Below are 23,458 nucleotides of genomic sequence, written 5' to 3'. Positions count from 1 at the left end.
TCCTTGGTTCTGATGAATATTGTTTTTGTATTGTGCCGCCCATTCTGGTCAGCGTGTCCGGAAAATGCTTCATGCAAGCGCACTATTTATATCGGATCAATCCACGGATATATTGGGCAAAAGCACATCAACGGGAGTGTCCATGTCCATTCTGACCACGGAACTGGCGCAAGACATCGTCAGCCGCACCATGCGCATCATCCCTTTCAACGTGAATGTAATGGATGCCCAAGGCGCCATCCTGGGCAGCGGCGACTCCGACAGGCTGGGGCAATTGCACGACGGCGCGCTGTTGGCGCTGGCGCAGCGACGCACGGTGGAAATCGACGACGTCACCGCCGGCAAACTGCACGGCTCCCGCCCCGGCATCAACCTGCCCTTGCATGTGGACGGCCGCATCGCGGGCGTGGTCGGCCTGACCGGCCAGCCGGAACAGGTTCGCCAGTTCGGCGAACTGGTGCGACTCACCGCCGAGATGATTCTGGAACAGGCCCAGTTGCAGCGGGCGCTACAACACGACGCGCGCCAGCGCGAAGCCTTTGTGCTGGAGTGGATACGAGGCGAGTCCGGCGCGGCGCTGGACGCCTGGGCGCAGCGACTGGGGCTGAGGCTGGAACAACATCACGTGGTGCTGAGCCTGCAACTGGATGAAGAGGGCTTGGCCGCCGATCAGGCTCAGGCAACGCTGCAGCAGTTGCAATCAGGGCTGGCCTCACGCTGGCCGCGGCTGCTGAGCGCGGCCACCAGCCCTTACGAACTGGTGCTGGTGGAGGCTTGCGGCGAGGGCGACGAAGCCGAGCGCGAAGCGCTGCTGCAACGCCGGCTGCGCTCGCTGGCCGCCTGGTTGGAAGAAACGGCGGCGCCCGGCTTCCACCTGGGCATGGGCATTGCGCTGCCGGGGCGGGACGGCGCGGCCCAATCCAGTCTCAGCGCCCGCGCCGCCGCGCGCATCGGCCGGCAACGGCAGCCCCAAAAGCGGGCTCACAGCTATTACGAACTGGCGCTACCGGTGCTGCTGTCCGGCCTCGACCACGGCTGGCAGGCCCAACAATTGCGGCAGCCGCTGCAACGGCTGGAGCAAGCCGGCAAGAGCGGGCTGCGCCGCACCGCCGAGGCCTGGTTCGCCCATCAATCCCATCCCGGCGCCACCGCGCGGGCGCTGCACATCCACCGCAACACGCTGGACTACCGGCTGGGCCGCATCGCCGAAATCACCGGACTGGACCTGGAGCGCCACGAGGACCGTTTCCGGCTCTACGTCGCGCTGCTGCTGGGTTGACACTCGCTCGTCGATGGCCGCGGCATGATGGCCGGATGCGCTACACTAGCGCTTTTCTCCCTAACACCCTGCCATGACGCGCGCCACCTCTCTCTCCCGCCGGCTGGCCTGGACCGCCGCCGCAGGCTGCCTCGGCTACTACTTGCTGCTGGCGCTGCGCCCGGCCTGGCTCGGCGCCAAGTTCGCCGGCTGGCCGGCGTCTGTTCTGCTGGCGCTGGCCATGTTTCTGCTGTTCTTCCTGCTGGCCGCCGGCTACGCGCTGGCCGCCGGCCGCGCCGACGACTCGGAGAGCCGATGACTCACGCCTCCGCCTTTTTCCTTTTATTCGTGTTGCTGACCCTGGCCATCACCGCCGCCGCCGCACGGCGCACCGCATCGGCCGGCGACTTCTACACCGCAGGCGGCCGCATCCGCGGCTGGCAGAACGGGCTGGCTCTGGCCGGAGACTACCTGTCCGCGGCGGCCTTCCTCGGCGCCGCCGGCCTATATCTGTCCCAGGGCTACGATTCGCTGGCCTACGCCGTCGGCACCCTGGCCGGCTGGCCGCTATTGCTGCTGCTGTTGGCGGAAAAGTTACGCGGCAGCGGCTGCTACACCGCCGCCGCGGTGCTGGGCCGACGCTTCGACCACAACGGAGTGCGGCTGGCCGCCAGCATCAACTCGCTGACGGTGACGCTGTTTTATCTGATCGTGCAGATGGTGGGCGCAGGCAAGCTGATCGAGCTGCTGTTCGGCCTCCCCTATCTGGCCGCCGTGAGCCTGGTGGGCGCGCTGATGGTGCTCTACGTGGCGCTGGGCGGCATGCTGGCCACCACCTGGGTGCAGATGGTCAAGGCGGTGCTGATGTTCGGCTGCGCGCTGCTGCTGGCCGGCGGCGTGCTCGCGCGCTTCGGCGGCGATCCGACGCGGCTGTTCGCCGCCGCCGAGGCGCTGCGCGGGCCTCAGGCCTTCCTGCCCAGCCCGGCGCTGAGCGATCCGCTGGAAGTCCTGTCGCTGGGCCTGGGGCTCTGCCTGGGCCTGCTGGGCCTTCCCCATGTGCTGATGCGCTTCTTCACCGTGCCGGACCGGCGCGCCGCGCGGCAGTCCGCCTGCTTCGCCACCGGACTGATCGCGCTGTTCTTCGCCGTCAACATTGTCATCGGCTACGGCGCGCTGGCGCTGGTGGGACCGGAACCCGGCTTCCACGACGCCGCCGGCAAGCTGCTGGGCGGCGGCAATATGGCCGCCATCCACCTAGCCACTCTATTGGGCGGCCCGGCCTGGCAGGGCCTGGTGGCGGCGGTGGCCTTCGCCACCATCCTGGCGGTGGTGGCCGGCCTGGCCATGGCCGGCGCCAGCGCCATCAGCCACGATCTCTACGCCGCCTGGTGGCGCCGCGGCCGCGCCGACGCCCACGCCGAATTGCGGGTGTCGCGATGGGCCACCGTCGGCCTGGGTCTGCTGGCGCTGCTGCTGTCCACGCTGTTCCAGCAACAAAACATCGCCTTCCTGATGGGCCTGGCCTTCGCCATCGCCGCCTCGGCCAATTTCCCGGTACTGCTGCTCGCCCTTCACTGGCCCGGCCTCAGCGCGCGCGGCGCGCTGTGGGGCAGCCAGGGCGGGCTTGTCGCGGCGGCGGCGCTGATCGTGGCCGGCCCCGCTGTGTGGGTGGGCGCGCTGGGCCACGCCAAGCCGCTGTTCCCTTACGCCAACCCGGCGCTGTTCTCCGTGCCGCTGGCCTTTGCGCTGGCTTGGCTGGGTTCGCGCCGCGGCGCAACGGCGGTATCATCGACTAGCCAAACTTCGAATCGATCCCAACGCTCATGACCACTCTGACTCTTTACGGCAACCGCCTGTCCGGCCACAGCTACAAGGTGCGCCTGGCGCTGATGCTGGCCGATGTTTCCCATGATTACCTCCATGTGGACCTGGCCGTGCCGCGCGAGCAGCGGCCGGAGGATTTCCGCGCCGCCAGCCGCTTCGGCGAAGTGCCGGTGCTGGTGGCCGACGGCACCGCGCTGTGCCAGTCCAACGCCATCCTGCAATGGCTGGCCAATAATTTCGGTCAGCTCAGCGGCGAGCACGGCAGCCGGGAAACCGTGCGCGAATGGCTGAGCTGGGAAGCCAACCGCATTGGTCTGTCGGTGCCCAATCTGCGCTGGTCGCGGCTGAACCGCCTGCCGCAGCCGGAAGTGGAAGCCTGGCTGGAACAGCGCGCGCGCGCCGATCTGGACACCTTGGACGCCGCGCTGGCCGAACAACCCTATCTCGCCGGCCAGCGGCTGAGCATCGCCGACCTTTCCGCCAGCGCCTATCTATGGTGGCTGGCCGACGCCGGCCTCGACATCGCCGGCTGGCCGCGAGTAGAAGCCTGGCTGGAACGCATCGCCCAGCAACCGGGCTGGCAGCACCCCAACGTGCTGATGGCGCCGGACATTCCCGACTGACCGCCCACGGAGCCCCTCCATGTCCTCCCGTCCCGATTGCATCCAACACTGGAGCGAGTTGATCGAAGCCCGCTCGCAAAGCTACCCCGACAGCCGGGAGCCGCTGGCGCGCGGCGCGGCGCTGGGCAAGCATTACGGCTTCGCCCGGCTGGGCATCCATCACGAACTCTTGGCGCCGGGCCAACGCACCAGTTGGCCGCACGCCGAAAAAACCGAGGATGAATTCGTCCACGTGCTGGAGGGCGAGCCCGACGTCTGGCTGGACGGCGCGCTGCACCGGCTGCGACCGGGCGATTCAGTCGGCTTCAAGGCCGGCACCGGCCTGGCCCACACTTTCATCAACAACACCGCGCAGCCAGTGCGCCTGCTCTGCGTCGGCGACGTCAACCGCACCGACAACCAGGTGCATTACCCGCTGCACCCTGCACGCAACGCCGCCATCGGCCCTCAGCACTGGAGCGACGCGCCCGAGCGCCCGCAGGGCGATCACGACGGCTTGCCCGACCTGCTGCGCACGGCCGGAGGCCCTTTCTGACATGCACGATTTTCTCCAGGCCATCGCGGCTCTGATCGGCCCGGCCCACCTGCTGACCGACGCCGCCGACACCGCGCCCTACACCCTGGACTGGCGCCGCCGCTACCAGGGCCGCCCGCTGGCGGTGGCGCTGCCTAGCAGCACGGTCGAGGCCGCCGAGCTGGTCAAACTCTGCCGCCGCCACCAAGTGGCCATTGTGCCGCAAGGCGGCAACACCTCCACCTGCGGCGCGGCCACGCCGGACGCCAGCGGTCGCCAATTGGTGGTGGCGATGCGGCGGCTGCGCGCCGTGCGCAAGCTGGACGCGGACAACAACGCCATCACCGTGGAGGCCGGCGCCACGTTGCGCGAAGTACAGCTGGCCGCGGAACAGGCCGGACGGCTGTTTCCGCTGTCGCTGGCCTCGGAAGGCAGCTGCCAGATCGGCGGCAACCTGTCCACCAACGCCGGCGGCGTGGCGGTGCTGCGCTACGGCACCATGCGCGAACTGACGCTGGGCCTGGAAGTGGTGCTGCCGGACGGCCGAGTGCTGGACGCGCTGGCCGGCCTGCGCAAAGACACTACCGGCCTGGATCTCAAGCAATGGTTCATCGGCGCAGAGGGCCAGCTGGGCCTGATCACCGCCGCCACGCTGAAGTTGTTCCCGCTGCCCAGCGCCCGCGCCACCGCACTGATCGGCGTCGACGACATAGAAACCGCCATCCTCTGGCTCAACGGCCTGCGCCAACGCTTCGACGACCGCCTCACCGCCTTCGAGGTGATCGAGGCCGATTGCCAACAGGCGATAGCACGCCACCGGCCCGGTCAATTGCCGTTCACCGCGCCGTGGCTGCTGTTGATCGAGTTGTCCGACGGCGGCGGCGACGCCGCGCTGAACGAGGCGCTGCTGGATTGGTTGGCCGGGCAGGCCCCGCGCGACGGGGTGGTGGCGCAAAGCGAGGCCGAGCGGCGCAAGCTGTGGCTGCTGCGCGAAGAGATTTCGGAAATCCAGAAACAGGACGGGCCCAGCATCAAGCACGACATCGCTGTGCCCACTTCGGCGTTGCCGCAACTGGTGCGCGACTGCGGCGCCGCGCTGCGCCAAGCCTACCCCGGCGTGCGCATCGTCGCTTTCGGCCACGCCGGCGACGGCAATCTGCATTACAACATCAGCTATACCCGTCCCGGCAACGTCGACCTCTTCGACGACGAGCCCGCGGTCAACGCCATCGTCTACGACCACGTCTACCGGCTGGGCGGCACGCTGGCGGCCGAACACGGCATAGGCCAGCTCAAACCCCAATGGCTGGAGCGTTACAAGGACCCGCTGGCGCTGGAGCTGATGCGCTCGCTCAAGGCCGCGCTGGACCCGGATCGGCTGATGAATCCAGGCAAGTGGTTGTAAACGGCCGGCTCAGGCGATAGCGCCGAAGCCGGCCGACAGGACTCGCGCCAAGGGCTCGGTCCAATCGCCCGGCTCGCTTTGGCGAAACAAACGATGCCCCGGATACCAGGGCGTGGTTTCGCTCTCCAGCCCCCAGCGCCAGTCGGTGTGATGCGCCGACAGCAATAAGACGCAGGGCAGTCCCAAGGCTCCGGCCAGGTGACCGAAGGCGGTGTCCACCGTCACCAGCCCGTCCAATTCCGCCAGCAAGGCGGCGCTGGCGGCGAAGTCCGCCAGTTCATCTCCCAGTACTTCCACGCCGCGCGCGCGCAGCCCGTCTCGTTCCGCCTCGTTCAACTCCGGCTGCAAGGCCAGCCAAGTGATGCCAGGCGATGTCAACAAGGGAAGCAGCGTCTCCAGATCAGGCAAAGAGCGGCAATGATCGAACTCGTGCTCCGGCCTGCCGCGCCACACCAGCCCGATTTTGCGTCCGCCGGCCGGCAAGCGCGCGCGCCAGGCGGCGCGGCCGGCGGCGTCGGCGCGCAAATACGCCGGCCCCGGCGTCGGCTCCGGCTGCAACAAGCCGGGCAAGCTCATCGAAAATACATGACAATCGTGCTCGGGCCACGGCCCGTCCAGGTCGACTATCGGCAAGAACTCCACAGGCCAGCCTTGGGCCACCAACAAGGGCAGCAAGGCCGGCCTGCAAGCGGCGACCACGCTCCCAGGCGAGCGCCGCAACAGCTGCGGCAAGTAACGCGCCATCTGCAAGGCGTCGCCGTAACCCTGCTCGAACCATAGCAACAGACGACGGCCGGTCAATGCCTCGCCGCGCCAGCGCGGCGACGTCAAGACCGGCGACGGCATGGTTTCCAGCCGGGCCTCGTGCAAGGGCCAGCCCTCGCCCCAACGCCGCTGGGTCAGCAGCAGATAGCCCAGATTACGGCGCAGCCCGGCGTGCAGCGGCTGAGCGTCCAACCCGGCGCGCAGCGTCGCTTCGGCCTCTTCCCAGCCGCCTTGCTGCGCCAGAGCCAGCGCCAATTGCTGATGCGCTTCCGCGCCGGCCTGTTCCAGCGCCAAGGCGTGGCGCGCCAGCGGCTCCGCTTCCGCGCTGCGCCCTTGCCGCCACAGGCATAAGGCCAGATTGCCCAGCACCTGCGCCTGTTCCGGCGCGCGTTCCACCGCGGCGCTCAGGCAGGCTTCCGCCTCGGCCCAGCGTCGTTGCGCCTGCAACAACAAACCCAGATTGGTCAGCGCGCCGGCATGGCTTGCGTCCAACGACAGCGCCCGGCGTAACAGCGTTTCCGCCTCGCCCCGCTCGCCGCGCTCCGCCAGCAACTGGCCCAGCAGATTGAGCGCGTCGACGTCGTCTGGCTCGCAGGCCAGCGCCCGTCGCAAGCAGTCCTCGGCCTCTTCCGGTCGCAGCCGATACAATAAACGGCCCAGGTTGAAACAATGGACGGCGGACTGCGGCCGCAAGCTCAAGGCCAGCCGATACTGGGCCTCGGCCTCGTCCAGCCGCCCCGCCTCCTCCAACAGCACGCCCAGATTGCCTTGGCAGGCGGCGTGCTCCGGGCGCTGCGCCAGTTCCGCGCAGTAATGCGCTTCCGCCTGCGCCAACTGGCCTTGCGCCATCAGACAGCGGCCCAGATTGTAATGGGCGTCCGGGGTCCGCGGGTCGCATTGCAGCGCCTGACGCCAACATTGCTCCGCCATCGCCAGTTGCTCCAGCCGCGCGGCGCACACGCCCAGCAGGTTCCACAATTCGGCGTTGTCCGCCTGTGCCTGCAAACCGCTTTGCGCGGCCAGCAGCGCGCCGTTCAGGTCGCCGGCCGCCAGCAAGGCCCCGGCGCGCAAGGCATCGGAAGTCGATTCGGTCATAAGTTTTCAGCGCCTGAAACGCAACCGTCCGGCCCCGTTTCGATAAACGCTTTTTGAAATCCGCTGAATATCGTCTCCCGCATAGTAACCAGCATCTCTACTTGATGAAAATGCCCTTTGCCGTACCCAGCTTGGATTTCCTATAAGCGTTGCGGCCTTTTTACCGGATACGCGGCAAGAACGCGGAGCCTTCAAATATGAAAACGGCCGGAAGAGCATGCTCCCCGGCCGTATTTTGTTTCGCGCGCAGTCTTAGAACCTGTTTACGATCTACTGCGCGTCGGCGATACGGCGTTGAAAACGAGCTCAAAATGCTCATGTACCACCTGTACATTCCGCTTTTTCGCTCGTTTTCGCCTTGTCTCGCCTTAGCTCGCTAGAGCGTAAACACGTTCTTACAGACGGAACTTGTTGAACTCCGCATTCATCTTGCCGGCATTGAGCGACAAGCCGGTTAGCGTGCTGCTGACGTTCTGCAAGGAGTCGTCGTTTTCCAGCACATGGCCGTTGATCGCCTCCGAGCTTTGCGCAATCAAGGTGGTCGCCTTGTGCTGTTCGCTGGTGGAATCGGAAATCTCGTTCATCTTGGCCACCACGTCCAGCATCGAAGCGCGGATTTCCTCTATCTTGGCCACCGCTTCGCGGGTCAGTTCCACGCCCTCGTCCACTGCGGCCACGGTCTGGTTGACGTCGTTGACCGCGCGGCCGGTTTCGTCGCGGATCGCGCTGACCATATTGGAGATCTCCAGCGTGGCCTGGGCGGTGCGTTCGGCCAGCTTGCGCACTTCGTCGGCCACCACAGCGAAGCCTCGGCCCTGTTCGCCGGCGCGCGCCGCCTCGATCGCCGCGTTCAAGGCCAGGAGGTTGGTCTGGTCCGCGATGTCGCGGATCACATTGGTGATGCCGGAAATTTCCTGCGAGCGCTTGTCCAGCGAGGACAGCATGGACTCCAGGCCCCGCACCGACTGCACCGTGCCCTCCATGCCGCTGGACAGGCGCTGCATATTGCTGGCGCTGGCCTCCAGGCTGGCGCCGGTCAGGCTGGTCAGTTCGTCCGCCTGGCGCGCGCTGTCGGCGATATGGGAGATCGACACCGTGATCTGCTCCAGCGTGGCCGCGTTGGACGAGGACACGTCCGAAATGTGGCGAGAGCTGTCCGCCACGCCGGCCACCAATTGACTGGCGTCCTGCACACCGTTGACCACGCCGGCCGCGTCCTGCTTCAGGCCGCGGAACAGCTGGGCCAACTGGGCGACGAAGGTGTTGAAGGCGCGCGCGGTGGCGGCTATCTCATCCTGGCCGTCGTCTTTCAGCCGCAAGGTCAGATCGCCCTCGCCGTGGGAGATGTCCTCCATCGCGTTCTTCAGCCGCACCAGGCCGGCCAGCATGCGGCCTATCACCAGGCTCGCCAACGGGATCATCAGCACGAACACCAGCGTGGTCAGGCCGGCGATGGTATACAGCAAGGTGGTCAACGGCGCCAGCACGGTGGCGCGGTCCGCCGCCAAGGCCATCACCCAGTTGGTTCCCGGGATTTCCTGCGCGGACAACAACATGGCCTGGTCGCCGATCTGCACTTCCGACGCCTGATCGTGGCTAACGATGCCGGCCAAGCGCTCTGGCGTCAGTTCCGGCGCCACGCTGGTGATGGGCTTCAAGGCCAGGTCGGTTTGCGGATGGGCGATCACCGTGCCCTTCTTGTCCATGATGAAGGCGTAGCCGTTGCCGCGCACTTTCAGGCCCAGCACCGATTTCACCAGCGCGTCCACCATCACGTCGCCGCCCACCACGCCGGCGAAAGCGCCGTTGTGGTTGAAGGGCGCGGAAATGGTTACCGTCAGTTTCTTGGTGGCTTCGTCCAGATAGGGGTCGGTCACCACCGCCTGGCCGCTTTCCTTCGCGCGCTTGTACCAATCACGGTCGGCCACCTTGTAGTCGGCCGGGGCTGTCCAGTCATCGGAAAACAGCGAGCGGCCGTCGGCGTAGCCGGCGTAGTTGACGTTGAAGCCGCCGGCCTTGGCGCCGGTTTTCAGGAAGCGAATGGCGTCGGACTCCGACGCCATCGTGCTTTGCGCGACGATTTGCTGCTTCTTCTCTCCCAACCAGGTGGTCACCACCGAGCTTTGCCCCTTGAGGCTGGCCTCGAACTCCTGGTCCAGACCCTGCAGTATTTCCGTCCGCATCTGCACGAAGACGATGACGACGAGCACCAGCCCGAACAATGCCATCAATAGCGCGTTCAAGGCGATCAGCCGGCTACGAAGAGATTTCATGAACAGTCCTTTTTTCTCGCGTGATTGACAACCATGGCTCCAATGCCGCGCATTGCCGGCGACACTCCCCATACCGTTGGCAGCCAATTGTTATTGTTGATTTATATCCGGCCAGTTTAACGGAAGTCACCCGTTATAAATATCAAATATGGGTACAGTTGTGACAGATTATGATTTTGTTTGATCAAACACAGGAGGATAGGGACATGGCCGGCCGGACAACGGGCAAAAAAAACCCCCTGCGGTTTGACAACGGCAGGGGCCAACACGAGGAAGAAACGTCGTCCGGCGGACCGGCCGACATTTCGAGGGGCTAACACCTCAAAACCATACGGTTTTCAGTGCCGCCACCACTGTAGCGTAATTACTCTATTCAGTCCAGTCTATTCCGCCGACTGCGTCAGGAACGCCAGCGAAAATCGCGGAACTGCTCGCGCAGCCGCACTTTCTGCAATTTGCCGGTGGCGGTGTGCGGCAGCTCCTCAACGAAGACCACGTCGTCCGGCGTCCACCATTTGGCGATCTTGCCTTCGTAAAAGCCCAGCAACTCTTCCACCGTGGCCCCTGCGCCGGGTTTGAGCACCACCACCATCAGCGGCCGCTCGTCCCACTTGGGATGCGGAATGCCGATGGCCGCCGCCTCCGCCACCGCCGGGTGACCCACCAGAATGTTCTCCAGCTCGATGGAGCTGATCCACTCGCCGCCGGACTTGATCACGTCCTTGGTGCGGTCGGTGATGCGCATGAAACCGTCGGCGTCTATGGTCACCACGTCGCCGGTGTTGAACCAGCCGTCGGCGCTGTGGCTGGCGTCCAGCTCCCGGCGGAAGTATTGCGACAACACCCACAGGCCCCGCACTTGCAGATTGCCGAAGGCCACGCCGTCGTGCGGCAGCGGCTTGCCGGCGTCGTCCACGATGCGAAGCTCGATGCCGTAGATCGGCCGCCCTTGCTTGCTGAGCAAGGCGTTGAGTCCGGCCTGGTCCAGGCCCTCGTGCTTGAGCTTGGGCGTGCCGGTGGTGCCGCACGGCGACAGCTCGGTCATGCCCCATAGTTGACGCATTTCCACGCCGTGCTCGGCCAGTTGCTCGATCATGCTTTCCGGCACCGCCGAGCCGCCGGCGATCACCCGCTTCAGGGAATGCAGTTTCAGATGGTTCTTCTGGCAATGCTGCAACAGCATCATCCACACCGTCGGCACCCCGGCGGTAACGGTCACCTGCTCGCTTTCGATCAGCTCGTACAGATTGACGCCATCCAACTTGGGGCCGGGCAGCACCAGCTTGCTGCCGTTCATCGTGCAGCTGTAAGGCAGGCCCCAGGCGTTGACATGGAACATCGGCACCACCGGCATCACGCAGGCGCGCGCCGAGATGTCGAAGCTGTCCGGCAAGGCGCTGCCGTAGGCGTGCAGCACGGTGGAGCGATGCGAGAACAGCACGCCCTTGGGGTTGCCGGTGGTGCCGGAGGTGTAACACAAGCTGGACGCTGCGTTTTCGTCCAGCAACGGCCACTGGTACTGGTCGCTGTGGCTGTTGACCAGGTCTTCGTAGCACAGCAGGTTGGCCAGCGGCGTCTGCGCCGGCATATGCGCCTTGTCCGTCATCAACACGAAGGTTTCCACCGTGCCCAGCTGCGACGCGATCTGCTCCACCAGCGGCAGGAAGCTCAGGTCGAACATCAGCACCTTGTCTTCCGCGTGGTTGACGATCCAGGCGATCTGCTCCGCGAACAGCCGCGGGTTTACCGTGTGGCATACCGCGCCGTAGCCGGACACGGCGAAATAGGTTTCGTAATGGCGGTAGCCGTTCCAGGCCAGGGTGCCCACGCAATCGCCCTGGCGCACGCCCAGCGCCGCTAGCGCGTTGGCCAGCTGGCGCGCGCGCCGCGCCGCTTCGCGATAGGTGTAGCGATGGATGGGCCCCTCCACGGTGCGCGACACGATGGGCGTGTCGCCGTGATAGGTTTCGGCGTGGCGCAGCAAGTCGGAAATCAGCAAAGGCCGGTCCATCATCTGTCCGCGAAGCATGGTTGTCCCCTCCATTGGCATGGTTATGGACATTCACCATACGGCGGCTAGAGTGGACGCTCCAATCAATTTTTCTGATGGCGCGGCCAAGCCGCATTTATACCCTCGTCATTGCCGGGTAATTGAAGAACAAAGACCGCTACAGTCCGCATCCAGCCAATTGCCGGCGGTCGGAAGACGCTGTAGCAATGCAACAGGCCCGTCTTCAACTCTTCACAGGCTTCTTGGCCAGCATCCGTTGCAAAGTGCGCCGGTGCATGTTCAAGGCGCGCGCGGTGGCGGAGATATTGCCGTCGTTCTCGCTGAGCACCCGTTGCAGATGCTCCCAAGTCACCCGTCGCAGCGACATAGGCTGCGGCGTCAGCGGCAGTTCAGGATTAGCTTGCTGATGCTCGAAAGCGGCCAGAATTTCATCCACGGTGGCCGGCTTGGCCAGGTATTGCACCGCGCCCAGCTTGGTGGCCTCCACCGCCGTGGCGATGCTGGCGTAGCCGGTCAAAATCAGAATGGCGCTGCGCGGGCAGGCGGCATGCAGCGCCGGCAGCAAGCGCAGCCCGCTGTCGCCGTCCAGATTCAGGTCCAGCACAATGCGCGCCGGCGCTTCGCCGGCCAGCGCCAAAGCCTGAGCGGCGGTCTGGGCCGCCGCCACCTGAAAACCGCGCCGGCTAAGCGAGCGCGCCAACATGGCGACAAAGGCCTCGTCGTCGTCCACCAAAAGAAAATCCAGCATCAGGCTTCGTCCTTATCATCCACCAGCAAGGGCAGGCGCACCTGCGCGTGAACGCCGCCTTCCGGCCGGTTCAGCAAGCGCAGCGAGCCGCCCAGTCGCGCCAGCGTGGCGTGGCTCAGCATCACGCCCAGCCCCATGCCCACCGGTTTGTCGGACGGCAACGGGGTCAGACCGGCGCGCTCCAACTGCTGTTCGGTCAAACAGCCTTGATGGTTGACGATGTCCAACAACAAGGCCCCCTGCTCCAGCCGCGCCGCCACCGTCAGTTCGCCGCCGCCGGCCTCGGCCGCGTTGTTGATCAGATTGAAAAACGCCGGCCAGAACGCCGGGTCCAGCGCCACCAGCGGGTCCGGTCCCTGTGGCGCCTGCCAATCCAGCCGCACGTCCGGCCGCAACGAACGCCAACCGGCCAGCCGCTCGGCCAGCGCGGCGAACAGCCCGCTCTCCCCCGGCGCGGACTCCGACCCCAGTTTCAAGCGCGCCAACGCGCTGCCGCAATTGGCCAGCTGCGCCTTCATCAGCCGCAAGTCCTCCATCAGCTCCGCGTCCCGCTGCCGGGTGGCCAGCAACTCGTCCACCAGCAGGGTCATGGTGTTCAAGGGCGTGGACAGCGAGTGGGCGGCTCCGGCCGCCTGCATGCCCACCGCCAACAGTTGCTCGTCGCGCAACTGGGTCTCCCGCGCCGTCGCCAGCGCCGCTTCCCTCAGCGCCAGCTGCCGCGCCAGCCAAGATACGAAGCCGGCGATCAATAGCGCCGACAGCGCGAAGCTCAACCACATCCCGGTCAGATGCATGGAAAAGATATGCAGCGCGTTGCCGTGGTCCACCGGCCAGGACAGATGCCACTCGAACAACAGGCCGTAAGCCGCGACGCTGGCCAGCGCCAGGGCCCAAGCGAACAGCCCCGGCGACAGCAAGGCGGCGAACAACACCGGCGGCAGAAACAGCGAAGCCAGCGGATTGGCCGCACCGCCGGTGAAAGCCAACAGCTCGGTCAACACCAATACGTCGGCGGCCAGCCCCAGGCGCAGAGCCAACAAGGGATCTCCGCCATGGCGCAGCCACCACGGCAGACAGACGTTGACCGCGGCCAGCGTCAGCAGCGCTTGGGAGAGCAAAGGCCAGGGCAGATAAACATGCTGCCACCAGCAGGCCAAGGCCACCGTCGAGCCCAGCAGCAACATCAGCCAGCGCAGCCAACCTATCAGCCGCGCCGAGCGCGCGATGTCCGCGGTAAGGCCCAGACGGGGGGAAGAAACAGGGAATCCGGCAATCATGGCCGACACTTTATCACCATGGGACGGCCAGGGGCGCTGCGACACTTTGCCGCATTGGGGCGAGACATCATGCAATTTAGAATTGTCACCCTCAAATTTGTTAACGTTAGTTTCTAAAAAATGTCTAAAAAACACTATTTGCTGCCTATCCCGCTGGCGCTCGCCGTCGGCCACGCCTTTGCCCAGGAGCTGCCGGAATTCCGCGGAGAGGAAGTGCTGGTCACCGCCGCCAAGGAGGAACAGCCGCTGAAAATGTCGGTGGACCCGCGCGCGCCGCGCCAGCCTCTGCCGTCCGCCGACGGCGCCGGCTTGCTCAAGGGCTTGCCCGGTTTCAACGTCATCCGCAAAGGCGGCGCCTCCGGCGATCCGCTGCTGCGCGGCCTGGGCGGTTCGCGACTAGCCATTCTCGCCGACGGCAATTTCGTGTTCGGCGGCTGCGGCGGCCGCATGGACCCGCCCACCGCCTATCTTTACCCGGATGCCTATGACGAAGTGAACGTGGTTAAGGGCCCGCAAAGCGTCAAACTCGGACCCGGCCTGATCAGCGGCGGCGTCAACTTCGAGCGCAAGACCAAGCGCTTCGACGAGGCCGGCGTGCGCTTCAACGGCAGCCTGACCGGCGGCAACGCCGACCGCAACGACATCTACGCCGACGCCGCCTTCGGCTCCAGCCTGGGCTATGTGCGCGCCATCGCCAGCCGCAATCACGGCGGCGACTACAAGGACGGCAACGGCGCCAAGGTCCACTCCAGCTTCGACCGCGACAGCCAGACCCTGATCGCCGGACTGACTCCGGACCGGGACACCACGCTGGAACTGGCTCTGGACCGCAGCCGCGGCCAGGCCGCCTACGCGGACCGAGGCATGGACGGCAGCAAGTTCGACCGCGACGCCTGGAGCTTCAAGGCCGAGCGCCGCAATCTCAGCGGCTGGCTGGACGCGCTGCGGCTGCAACTGGGTCACAGCTATGTCGACCACGTGATGGACAACTACTCCCTGCGCCCGCAGACCGCGCCGGCCAGCCGTTCCGCGATGAACCCGGACCGCAGCGCCGACACCGGCCGCCTGGCCGCCGACATGGCTTTCGGCGACTGGGAAGTGAGCGCCGGTTTCGACTGGCTAAGCGACCGCCACCGCAGCCGCATGGGCAAAGGCGTCAATGCCGGCCAATATGTGGACCAACCGCGCGCGCCCAACCAAAGCTTCGACAATCACGGCGTCTACGCCGAGGCCAGCCACCCGCTGGGCGCGGGCGGCAAACTGATTGCCGGTCTGCGCCGCGACCAGACCCAGGCGGTGTTCGAGCCCAAGGCCGCCGCCATGGGCAAGCCGGCCCAAGCGCGCCAGGAAACCCAGTACCAGCTCAACGCCGGCTTCCTGCGCTACGAACACACGGCGGGCAGTTGGACCCGCTACGTCGGCCTGGGCCAAGCCGAACGCGCGCCTGACTTCTGGGAGCGCAACAAGAGCTCGACGCTGAACAGCGAAACCAACCGCCAACTGGACGCCGGCCTGCTCTACCGCGACGACAAGCTGCAAGGCTCGCTGTCCGCCTACGCCAGCCGCGTGCAGAACTTCATTCTGGTGGAAGGCGACGCCGGTGCCATCGGCGGCAAGGCCCGCAACATCGACGCACGCCGCTACGGCTTCGAAGGCGATCTCAGCTGGCGCTTCGCGCCGGAATGGACGCTGTCCGGCAGCCTGGCCTGGGTCTGGGCCACCAACCTCGATGAGAACCGCCCGCTGGGCCAGACTCCGCCGCTGGACGCCAAGGCGGCGCTGAAATGGGACAACGGCAAATACGCGGCCGGCCTGACCGTGCGCGGCGTGCAGCGCCAGGACCGCGTGGCGCCGGGCCAGGGCAATATCGTCGGCACCGATATCGGCGCGACGCCGGGCTTTGGCGTGGTGTCGCTGGACGGCGGCCTGCGCTTGAACAAACACGCCAAACTGCTGTTCGGCGTGGACAATCTGTTCAACAAGGCCTACGCCGAAAGCGTCAGCAAGGGCGGCGCGATGGTGGCCGGCTACGACCGCACCCTGCAAGTCAACGAGCCGGGCCGTACGGTGTGGGGCCGCGTGCAATTACAGTTCTGATTCCGCGGCCTCTCGCCGCCGTGCCTCCAGTCTGCTAGGCTGGAGGCCTTTTGCCACCGCCCCTCCCCGTCGGATGAAAACGCCCTATCTGAAAATCCTCGCTTGCGGCCTGACCCTGTTCATCCTGCTCGGCCCGCTGGTGGCCTTGCTGGCCAGCGGCGTGGTGCCGATGATGGCTTATTTGATGGGCGCGATCCCGGCGTTGGGATTCGGTCTGCTGCTCTGCCTGCTGCGCATGCTGCTGGCCCGGCCCATCGCCGGCTGGCAGCAAGAATGGCCGCGCTGGCTGTTGACCTTGGTCGCCTTCCTGCCCGGCGCCTTCAGCGGCAGCGCGGTCACCTTCGTCTACGCCAGGCTGGCCGAGCCGCTGCTGTACAACGACCTGATGAACCTCTACCTTGGCGCGATGGCCGGCGGCGTCTGCAACGCGCTGTTCTGGCTGATGCGCTTCGGCGCGTCGCCCCGCCCCAGCTAGGCAAAAAAAGAAAGCCCGCCGAAACCGGCGGGCCGCAACCAAATGTAGAACGCTGGCGGCGTCAGGGCCAGCTCAGCCAGCATAGCCGGATTCGCCCGGCGCTCCCATGCGGCGAATTGCCGCAGTCTCAGCGCCGCCTCAAGCCGGCTTCCAGCCCACCGCCCTCGCGGTTGGCCAGGCTCAAGCTCAAGCCGTGCAGCTCCGCCACCCGCTCGACGATGGACAGGCCCAGCCCGCTGCCGGCCACGTCCTGGCCCGGCGGCCGGAAGAAGCGCTCGCGTATCCGTTCCAGCCATTCCGCCGCCACGCCCGGACCGCGGTCCAGCACGCTGACCGCGTCCTCGGCCAGCACCAGCCGCGCCTCGCCGCCCTCGGCGCCGTAGCGGACGGCGTTTTCCAGCAGATTGCGCAGCATCAGGCCCACCAGGGTTTCGTCGCCGTTCAAGGGCAAGGCCCGCTCCGGCACGCAACGCCATTCCGTCTCCAGCCTCACCCCCTTGAGCGCAGCCTCCGCCGCCATCTCCGCCAGCAAACGCTCCGCCAGCGCCGCCCAGGCGATGGGCTGCCCTTGTCCCGGCCGGCTAAGCGGATCCAGCCGCGACAGCGCCAGCAACTGCTCCACCAGCCTCGTGGCGCGGTCTATGCCCAACATCAGCTGCCGCAGCGCGTGCTTGCGCCGGCCCTCGTCCGGCAACAGCTCCAGCACCTCGGCTTGCACTTTCAGCGCCGCCAGCGGCGTGCGCAGCTCGTGCGCGGCATCCGCGGTGAAGCGGCGCTCATGCTCCAGCGTGGAAGCAATGCGGGCGAACAAGGCGTTGAGCGCGTCCACCAGCGGCATCACTTCCCGCGGCACCTCGCGCGACACCGGCTCACTGTCGTCCGGCGCGCGCTGGGCGATGCCGGCGGCCAGGCGCTTGAGCGGCCCCAGTTCACGACGCACCGCCAGCAGAATCAGCAACAGCATCACCGGCAGACCCAGCAGCCACGGCAGCAATTGGGCGGACACCACCTTCAGCACCATGTCGTGCCGCAAGCCCTGCTTCTGCCCCACCGCCACCAGCCGCGAACCGTCCGGCGCGGCCAGGTAAATCAGCCGCCAGTCGTGATCGCTGTCCTTGCCCCGGTAATCGTAGAAGCCGCGCCGCTCCGGTTCGAAATCGAAACGGCGGCCTCGGCCGTCGCTGAGCAGCAGCCGGCCGTGGCGGTCCCAGACCGCCAGGCCGAAATCGTCGTTGTCCAACTGCCCCTTGTCCGCGTGCTTGAGCAGATGCTTGAGCTTGGGCAGATCGATCACCTCTTCGTCGCCGACATCCACCAGCAGCAGCTGCCGGGCGAACTGGCCCATCTGGGTGTCGAACAGCTCGTCCACCTCCTCATGCGCCAACCAGGCCGCGGTGGCGGAAGCCACCAGCCAGATCACCGGCACAATCAACAACAGCAGCAGCAATAGCCGCGCCTGCAAGCTGCGCGGTCCTCTCATGCCGGATCTCCCAAGGTATAGCCAACGCCTCGCAGCGTGCGGATGAAGGCGCTGCCCAGCTTCTTGCGCAAATGGTGCACATGCACCTCCACCGCGTTGCTTTCCAGCTCCTGGCTCCAGCCGTAGAGCTTGTCCTCGATCAGCTCGCGCGGCAACACCCGTCCCTTGTGGCTGAGCAGCAACTCAAGCAACGCCAGTTCGCGCGCGGTCAGCTCCAGCGGCGCGCCGTCCAGCGTGGCCGCGCGCGCCACCGGGTCCAGACAGAGACGGCCGTGCCGCCATTCCGGATGGCTCTGGCCGTGGCGGCGACGATGCAGCGCGCGCAGCCGCGCCGCCACCTCCGTCAGCGCGAACGGCTTGACCAAGTAATCGTCGGCGCCGGCGTCCAGGCCGCCCACGCGGTCGGCCAGCGCGTCGCGCGCGGTCAACACCAGCACCGGCACGTCCTGGCCGCCGCGCCGCCAGGCGGACAGGATGTCCATGCCGTCCATGCCCGGCAGCCCCAGGTCCAGCACCACCGCGTCGTAGGGCGCGGCGCCAAGCGCCGCCAGGCCCTGCTTGCCGTCGCGAAACCAATCCGCGACGAAACCCAGCTGCTCCAGGCCTATCTTTAACCCGTCGCCGATCTGAGCGTCGTCCTCCACCACCAAAACCCGCATATCCGTCTCCCCGTCGCCGGGCGTTCAAGGTCCCGGCAGCCTAGCGCGCTCTCGCCGCCGTAACAAGCGCCCGCCGCAAAACCTTGATTGCAGCAGCCTGCGCTTAAGACAATCTTAAAGGCTGCGCTCAAGAAATTTCATCGCGTCGTCACTGAAATCTCACGCGACTGTCACCTGCCGCTGGCAGCATCGCCAGCAGTCCACAGGCCGACGGAGCCGCCATGCAGCCAGACCCCGCCCCCGACAGCGCCCGACAACTGCGCGCGATCTGGATTTCCGACGTCCACCTCGGCACCTCCGGCTGCCGCGCCGACCACCTACTGGATTTCCTGCGCTTCCACGAATCCGAATACCTGTACCTGGTCGGCGACATCGTCGACGGCTGGCAGCTGAAAAAATCCTGGTACTGGAAACAAAGCCACAACGACGTGGTGCAAAAAGTGCTGCGCAAGGCGCGCAAGGGCACCAAGGTGATCTATGTGCCCGGCAACCACGACGAGGCGGCGCGCCAATACGCCGGGCTGGACTTCGGCGGCATCGCCATCCGCCAGGAAGCCGAGCACCGCACCGCCGACGGCAAGCGGCTGCTGATCCTGCACGGCGACGAGTTCGACGGCGTGATTCAATACGCCAAATGGCTGGCCTACGTCGGCGACACCCTCTACACCCTGATCCTGGAACTGAACCGCGGCTTCAACTGGGCGCGGCTGAAACTGGGCCTGCCGTACTGGTCGCTGTCGCAATACCTGAAGCACCGAGTCAAGAACGCGGTCAACTTCATCAGCAACTTCGAAATCATTCTCGCCGGCGAAGCGCGTCGGCGCGGCTTCGACGGCGTGATCTGCGGCCATATCCACAAGGCCGAGGTGCGCGACATCGACGGCATACTCTACGGCAACAGCGGCGACTGGGTGGAAAGCCTGTCCGCGCTGGTGGAACACCCCGACGGACGGCTGGAAGTGCTGTACTGGACCCAACTGGGCCAACCGGCCGCCGCGCCGCCACCCCAAGCGGCGCAAGCCGACCACAAGGAACCAACATGCGCATCCTGATCGTCACCGACGCCTGGCTGCCCCAGGTCAACGGCGTGGTCCGTTCGCTGACCGAAACCGCGCGCGAACTGGCCGGCTTCGGACACCGGGTGGAAATGATCACCCCCCAGGCCTTTCGCACCCTGCCCTGCCCCACTTACCCCGACATCCGGCTGTCGCTGTTCCCCTACCGCAAAGTGGCCGCGCGCATCGCCGCCTTCGCCCCGGACGCCGTCCACATCGCCACCGAGGGACCGCTGGGCCTGGCCGCGCGCCGCTATTGCCTGCGCCACGACCTGGCCTTTTCCACCGCCTACCACACTCGCTTTCCGGAATACGTGCACGCCCGCTGCCGGCTGCCGCTGGCCGTCAGTTACGCCTGGATGCGCCGCTTCCACAACGCCGCCCATTGCGTGATGGTGCCCACCCAATCCATCGCCGACGATTTGACCGCCCGTGGCTTCCGCAACGTCAAGCTGTGGAGCCGCGGCGTGGACACCGCGCTGTTCAGCCCCGGCCAGCGCGAGCGTCTGGACGGCACCGCACCGCCGCGCTTCGTCTATATCGGCCGGGTGGCGGTGGAAAAAAACATAGAAGCCTTCCTCAAACTGGAACTGCCGGGCAGCAAATGGGTGGTGGGTGACGGCCCGCAACTGGCGCGGCTGAAACAGCAATACCAGGACGTCCACTTCGCCGGCATCTTTCCCCAGCACGAATTGGCGCGCTTTTACCGCGCCGCCGACGTCTTCGTGTTCCCCAGCCTGACCGACACCTTCGGCCTGGTGCTGCTGGAGGCGATGGCCTGCGGCACGCCGGTGGCCGCCTATCCGGTGGCAGGCCCGCTGGACGTGGTGGGCGACAGCGGCGCCGGCGTGCTGGACGCGGACCTGCGCGCCGCCTGCCTCAAGGCGCTGGAACTGGACCGCGGCCATGTTCGAGCTGTCGCCGAACGCTATTCCTGGCAAGCCGCCAGCCGCCAGTTCGAACAACATCTGCGCCCCGCGCGGCTGGCGCTGCCCGCCTCGCTGCCAGACCCAAAGGCCGGCTGAGCCCCTCTTGCATTGGGCGCGGCGGAGTCTTATAGTGAAAAGGTCGACACGACAAGGAGGGTTCCGAATGCTTTCACGGCAGAATGCCGGCGGCCATCCAGTGATACACGCGTTGAGCATTGGCCAATAACCACGGCCAGCCAAATCGGCACAGTCCGCAACGCCAAGCCAGCCTCCAAGACGGAGCATCAGCAGTCCCGGCCGGGCCGGTCCGCCAAATTCAGAGTTAGCAAACTTGAGATTACCGTTTGTCGATTTGCCCATTAAGAAAGAAGCGGTTGGTCTTTCTGTGATGTCCATCAAGGACACATGCGCGGCAGCCCGTCATGATGATGGCTCCGCCTCAACACGGCAACGTCATTGAGCTGTCTTGGACAGCCCGCTCTTTGGTAACGGCCTTGCGGCAGTAGCAGTGGTAGTGAAGCCAGCAAGGGTAAAGCGCACAGTATTTCTCTGTTATGTTGTCCAAGAGGGCGTCCCGCCATGGTGACGCCCTCTTTCGTTATGGCGAATCGGCAAATAACGCGCAGCGATAAACACATCAGAAAACAATCGTTCGGCTGCGACGGCAATGTCGGTTAACATGCTGTTCCAATTGAATTTAACGTCGCTCGCGCCGGGTTTTCCCAGCAAGAGCGAGCGGCGAAGCGACAAACCGGTTAAAATCGGCCCCAATATTTTTCGAGCTTCTACTTCATAAATTAGCGAGCAGCAAACCTTATGTCCTCTCCTAACCTGACCTCCGAAAAGGTCCTGTCCGTCCATCACTGGAACGACACCCTGTTCAGCTTCACCTGCACCCGCGACGCCGGCCTGCGCTTCATCAACGGCCAGTTCGTGATGATAGGCCTGGAAGTCAACGGCAAGCCGCTGATGCGCGCCTACTCCATCGTTAGCTCCAACTACGAAGAACACATGGAGTTCTACAGCATCAAGGTTCAGGACGGCCCGCTGACCTCCCGCCTGCAGCACCTGAAAGTGGGCGACACCGTGATGATCAGCAAGAAGCCCACCGGCACCCTGGTGCAGGACAATCTGCTGCCCGGCAAGAACCTCTACCTGCTGTCCACCGGCACCGGCCTCGCCCCCTTCATGTCCATCATCAAAGATCCGGACGTGTACGAGCGCTACGACAAGGTGATTTTGACCCATGGCGTACGCTGGGTCAGCGAGCTGGGCTACCACGACTACATCACCAAAGAACTGCCGGAAAACGAATTCTTCGGCGAGATGGTTCGCGAAAAACTGATCTACTACCCGACCGTAACTCGCGAACCGTTCCGCAATCAGGGCCGGCTGACCGATCTGATCACCAGCGGCAAGTTGTGCGCCGACATCGGCCTGCCGCAAATGAATCCGGAACACGACCGCGCGCTGATCTGCGGCAGCCCGTCCATGCTGCACGACCTGTGCGAGATCCTGAACGGCATGGGCTTCAAGGAATCGCCGCGCATGGGCGAGCCGGCCGACTACGCGATTGAACGCGCCTTCGTCGAAAAATAAGCCGAAGCCGGGCTCCCGCCGCAATAAAAACGCCATCCTTCATGGATGGCGTTTTTCTATTCCAACGGCTGACGCTCTGTCCCACTGCGCCCGCCGGACAGGGAGCGAACGCTTATTTCAACACGCTCTCCAGCGCTTTCAGACACAAGGCCACGTTCTCGCGGCGCGCGCCGTAACCCATCAGGCCGATGCGCCAGGCCTTGCCGGCCAAATCGCCCAGGCCGCCGCCTATCTCCAGGTTGTACTCCTGCAACAGACGATTGCGCGCGGCGGCGTCGTCTATGCCTTCGGGAATATAGACCGCGTTCAACTGCGGCAAGCGCGCCGCGGCGTCCACCACGAACTTCAGTCCCAGCTTTTCCAAGCCGTCGCGCAGAATCAGATGCATATCGCGATGGCGCTGCCAGGCCGCCTCTAGGCCCTCGCCGGCCAGCTGGCGCAAGGACTCATGCAACGCGTACAAGGCGTTCACCGGCGCGGTGTGATGGTAGCTGCGCTTGCCGCCGCCCCAATAGGCCATCACCAGGGTCTGGTCCAGAAACCAACTGGGCACCGGGCTTTGCCGCGCCTGCAGCTTGTCCACCGCCGCCGGCGAGAACGACAGCGGCGACAGGCCGGGCACGCAGGACAGGCACTTTTGGCTGCCGGAATACACCGCGTCCACGCCCCATTCGTCCACCCGCAGTTCCACCCCGCCTAGCGAAGTCACCGCGTCGACGATGCTCAGGCAGCCGTGACGCTTGGCTAGCGCGCACAGCGTCTTGGCGTCGGACAGCGCGCCGGTGGAGGTTTCGGCGTGGACAAAAGCCAGGAAACGCGCGTCCGGGTTGGCTTTCAGCGCACTCTCCACCGCGTCCGGGTCCACCGGCTGGCCCCAGGGGCTGTCCACCAACACCGGCACCGCGCCCAGCCGCACCACGTTCTGGCGCATGCGCTCGCCGAACACGCCGTTGCGGCAGACGATGACTTTCTCGCCCGGCTCCACCAGATTGACGAAGCAGGCCTCCATGCCGGCCGAACCCGGCGCCGACAGCGCCACCGTCATCGGGTTTGCCGTCTGGAACGCGTATTGCAGCAGGCTTTTCACCTCGTCCATCATGCCGACGAACAGCGGGTCCAGATGGCCGACGGTGGGGCGGGCCTGGGCGGCCAGCACTTCCGGATAAACGTCGGATGGGCCCGGCCCCATCAGAATGCGGCGCGGCGGCAGGAAGGCGGAAACTTGCGGGGCGGCTAACATGGAAGCTCCTTAAGCGCGAAATGAACGAAGGCGGTTTCAACGCCGGGGCATGCGGCCAGCATCGAAGCACTTGAGTGTAACAGCATAAGGCCGTCGGGCGCGCCTGTCCTGGCGGCGGTCCCGTTCACAAA

Annotated in this window: 19 protein-coding genes; 11 read left to right on the top strand and 8 right to left on the bottom strand. The window is 65.7% G+C overall.

Going from position 1 to position 23,458, the window contains the following annotated elements:
• Positions 1-142: 142 nt before the first annotated feature.
• The 6 genes from B0T39_RS16485 (at position 143) to B0T39_RS16460 (ending at position 5,624) form a co-directional block, all read left to right on the top strand.
• Positions 143-1,279 (top strand): sugar diacid recognition domain-containing protein, encoded by a 1,137-nt coding sequence (locus tag B0T39_RS16485; protein WP_081548475.1) that lies wholly within the window; start codon positions 143-145, stop codon positions 1,277-1,279.
• Between the two features lie 73 nt (positions 1,280-1,352).
• Entirely contained in the window at positions 1,353-1,577 is a 225-nt protein-coding gene (locus B0T39_RS16480) for a DUF485 domain-containing protein (protein ID WP_081548473.1), read from the top strand.
• Positions 1,574-3,085, top strand: a complete 1,512-nt coding sequence (locus tag B0T39_RS16475) for a sodium:solute symporter family transporter (RefSeq protein WP_081548471.1) — start codon at positions 1,574-1,576, stop codon at positions 3,083-3,085. Before B0T39_RS16480 ends, B0T39_RS16475 begins: the two co-directional genes overlap by 4 nt.
• Positions 3,082-3,705 carry a glutathione S-transferase family protein gene (locus tag B0T39_RS16470; protein WP_081548469.1) on the top strand — a complete coding sequence of 208 codons (624 nt, stop codon included), beginning with the start codon at positions 3,082-3,084 and terminating at the stop codon, positions 3,703-3,705. Before B0T39_RS16475 ends, B0T39_RS16470 begins: the two co-directional genes overlap by 4 nt.
• 19 nt (positions 3,706-3,724) lie before the next feature.
• Positions 3,725-4,240: a cupin domain-containing protein gene (locus B0T39_RS16465; protein WP_081548467.1), complete on the top strand. Its 516-nt coding sequence runs from the start codon at positions 3,725-3,727 to the stop codon at positions 4,238-4,240.
• Between the two features lies 1 nt (position 4,241).
• Complete coding sequence (locus tag B0T39_RS16460) at positions 4,242-5,624, top strand: FAD-binding oxidoreductase (protein WP_081548465.1); 1,383 nt, start codon at positions 4,242-4,244, stop codon at positions 5,622-5,624.
• A gap of 9 nt (positions 5,625-5,633) precedes the next feature.
• Here B0T39_RS16460 and B0T39_RS16455 read toward each other — a convergent pair whose 3' ends face one another.
• From B0T39_RS16455 to B0T39_RS16435, 5 genes are all read right to left on the bottom strand, one after another.
• On the bottom strand, positions 5,634-7,484 hold the full coding sequence (locus B0T39_RS16455) for a tetratricopeptide repeat protein (protein ID WP_081548463.1): 1,851 nt from the start codon (positions 7,482-7,484) through the stop codon (positions 5,634-5,636).
• 395 nt (positions 7,485-7,879) lie between these two features.
• On the bottom strand, positions 7,880-9,757 hold the full coding sequence (locus B0T39_RS16450) for a methyl-accepting chemotaxis protein (RefSeq protein ID WP_176219580.1): 1,878 nt from the start codon (positions 9,755-9,757) through the stop codon (positions 7,880-7,882).
• Between the two features lie 400 nt (positions 9,758-10,157).
• Positions 10,158-11,786, bottom strand: a complete 1,629-nt coding sequence (locus tag B0T39_RS16445) for a 3-(methylthio)propionyl-CoA ligase (RefSeq protein ID WP_081548459.1) — start codon at positions 11,784-11,786, stop codon at positions 10,158-10,160.
• Positions 11,787-11,991: 205 nt separating this feature from the next.
• Positions 11,992-12,516: a response regulator transcription factor gene (locus tag B0T39_RS16440; RefSeq protein WP_081548457.1), complete on the bottom strand. Its 525-nt coding sequence runs from the start codon at positions 12,514-12,516 to the stop codon at positions 11,992-11,994.
• On the bottom strand, positions 12,516-13,793 hold the full coding sequence (locus tag B0T39_RS16435; protein ID WP_081548455.1) for an ATP-binding protein: 1,278 nt from the start codon (positions 13,791-13,793) through the stop codon (positions 12,516-12,518). Before B0T39_RS16435 ends, B0T39_RS16440 begins: the two co-directional genes overlap by 1 nt.
• Before the next feature lie 120 nt (positions 13,794-13,913).
• On the opposite strand from B0T39_RS16435, the gene B0T39_RS16430 reads away from it, so the two are divergent.
• Positions 13,914-15,890 (top strand): TonB-dependent copper receptor, encoded by a 1,977-nt coding sequence (locus tag B0T39_RS16430; protein WP_081548453.1) that lies wholly within the window; start codon positions 13,914-13,916, stop codon positions 15,888-15,890.
• A 73-nt stretch (positions 15,891-15,963) separates the two neighbouring features.
• On the top strand, positions 15,964-16,365 hold the full coding sequence (locus B0T39_RS16425) for a hypothetical protein (RefSeq protein ID WP_081548451.1): 402 nt from the start codon (positions 15,964-15,966) through the stop codon (positions 16,363-16,365).
• Between the two features lie 127 nt (positions 16,366-16,492).
• On the opposite strand, the gene B0T39_RS26410 is transcribed toward B0T39_RS16425, so the two are convergent.
• Both B0T39_RS26410 and B0T39_RS16415 read right to left on the bottom strand, forming a co-directional pair.
• A complete protein-coding gene (locus B0T39_RS26410; RefSeq protein WP_081548449.1) occupies positions 16,493-17,845 on the bottom strand; it encodes an ATP-binding protein in 1,353 nt (450 codons plus the stop codon).
• The gene (locus B0T39_RS16415; RefSeq protein WP_081548447.1) at positions 17,842-18,504 is read right to left on the bottom strand and encodes a response regulator; all 663 of its coding nucleotides are present in this window, start codon (positions 18,502-18,504) and stop codon (positions 17,842-17,844) included. Before B0T39_RS16415 ends, B0T39_RS26410 begins: the two co-directional genes overlap by 4 nt.
• 221 nt (positions 18,505-18,725) lie before the next feature.
• On the opposite strand from B0T39_RS16415, the gene B0T39_RS16410 reads away from it, so the two are divergent.
• The 3 genes from B0T39_RS16410 (at position 18,726) to B0T39_RS16400 (ending at position 22,087) form a co-directional block, all read left to right on the top strand.
• Positions 18,726-19,556, top strand: a complete 831-nt coding sequence (locus tag B0T39_RS16410) for a UDP-2,3-diacylglucosamine diphosphatase (RefSeq protein ID WP_081548445.1) — start codon at positions 18,726-18,728, stop codon at positions 19,554-19,556.
• Positions 19,544-20,584, top strand: coding sequence for a glycosyltransferase family 4 protein (locus B0T39_RS16405; RefSeq protein ID WP_081548443.1), 1,041 nt, complete (start codon positions 19,544-19,546; stop codon positions 20,582-20,584). The genes B0T39_RS16410 and B0T39_RS16405 overlap by 13 nt, the downstream gene beginning before the upstream one ends.
• A gap of 720 nt (positions 20,585-21,304) precedes the next feature.
• Entirely contained in the window at positions 21,305-22,087 is a 783-nt protein-coding gene (locus B0T39_RS16400) for a ferredoxin--NADP reductase (protein WP_019104206.1), read from the top strand.
• A gap of 112 nt (positions 22,088-22,199) precedes the next feature.
• Here the strand turns inward: B0T39_RS16400 and B0T39_RS16395 are convergent, their stop codons facing one another.
• Positions 22,200-23,327 (bottom strand): pyridoxal-phosphate-dependent aminotransferase family protein, encoded by a 1,128-nt coding sequence (locus B0T39_RS16395; RefSeq protein WP_081548441.1) that lies wholly within the window; start codon positions 23,325-23,327, stop codon positions 22,200-22,202.
• Positions 23,328-23,458: the final 131 nt, after the last annotated feature.

Source organism: Chromobacterium haemolyticum (genome assembly GCF_002081825.1).
Lineage (GTDB): Bacteria > Pseudomonadota > Gammaproteobacteria > Burkholderiales > Chromobacteriaceae > Chromobacterium > Chromobacterium fluminis.
The sequence above is the reverse complement of the archived record's forward strand: the minus strand, read 5'-3'. Positions and strand labels throughout refer to the sequence as shown.

Coding starts and splice junctions, on each gene's coding strand:
- B0T39_RS16415 (WP_081548447.1), bottom strand. CDS start 18,504: ATGCGGGTTTTGGTGGTGGAGGACGACGCTCAGATCGGCGACGGGTTA.
- B0T39_RS16470 (WP_081548469.1), top strand. CDS start 3,082: ATGACCACTCTGACTCTTTACGGCAACCGCCTGTCCGGCCACAGCTAC.
- B0T39_RS16430 (WP_081548453.1), top strand. CDS start 13,914: ATGTCTAAAAAACACTATTTGCTGCCTATCCCGCTGGCGCTCGCCGTC.
- B0T39_RS16440 (WP_081548457.1), bottom strand. CDS start 12,516: ATGCTGGATTTTCTTTTGGTGGACGACGACGAGGCCTTTGTCGCCATG.
- B0T39_RS16410 (WP_081548445.1), top strand. CDS start 18,726: ATGCAGCCAGACCCCGCCCCCGACAGCGCCCGACAACTGCGCGCGATC.
- B0T39_RS16475 (WP_081548471.1), top strand. CDS start 1,574: ATGACTCACGCCTCCGCCTTTTTCCTTTTATTCGTGTTGCTGACCCTG.
- B0T39_RS16450 (WP_176219580.1), bottom strand. CDS start 9,757: ATGAAATCTCTTCGTAGCCGGCTGATCGCCTTGAACGCGCTATTGATG.
- B0T39_RS16400 (WP_019104206.1), top strand. CDS start 21,305: ATGTCCTCTCCTAACCTGACCTCCGAAAAGGTCCTGTCCGTCCATCAC.
- B0T39_RS16480 (WP_081548473.1), top strand. CDS start 1,353: ATGACGCGCGCCACCTCTCTCTCCCGCCGGCTGGCCTGGACCGCCGCC.
- B0T39_RS16425 (WP_081548451.1), top strand. CDS start 15,964: ATGAAAACGCCCTATCTGAAAATCCTCGCTTGCGGCCTGACCCTGTTC.
- B0T39_RS26410 (WP_081548449.1), bottom strand. CDS start 17,845: ATGAGAGGACCGCGCAGCTTGCAGGCGCGGCTATTGCTGCTGCTGTTG.
- B0T39_RS16445 (WP_081548459.1), bottom strand. CDS start 11,786: ATGCTTCGCGGACAGATGATGGACCGGCCTTTGCTGATTTCCGACTTG.
- B0T39_RS16395 (WP_081548441.1), bottom strand. CDS start 23,327: ATGTTAGCCGCCCCGCAAGTTTCCGCCTTCCTGCCGCCGCGCCGCATT.
- B0T39_RS16485 (WP_081548475.1), top strand. CDS start 143: ATGTCCATTCTGACCACGGAACTGGCGCAAGACATCGTCAGCCGCACC.
- B0T39_RS16405 (WP_081548443.1), top strand. CDS start 19,544: ATGCGCATCCTGATCGTCACCGACGCCTGGCTGCCCCAGGTCAACGGC.
- B0T39_RS16465 (WP_081548467.1), top strand. CDS start 3,725: ATGTCCTCCCGTCCCGATTGCATCCAACACTGGAGCGAGTTGATCGAA.
- B0T39_RS16460 (WP_081548465.1), top strand. CDS start 4,242: ATGCACGATTTTCTCCAGGCCATCGCGGCTCTGATCGGCCCGGCCCAC.
- B0T39_RS16455 (WP_081548463.1), bottom strand. CDS start 7,484: ATGACCGAATCGACTTCCGATGCCTTGCGCGCCGGGGCCTTGCTGGCG.
- B0T39_RS16435 (WP_081548455.1), bottom strand. CDS start 13,793: ATGATTGCCGGATTCCCTGTTTCTTCCCCCCGTCTGGGCCTTACCGCG.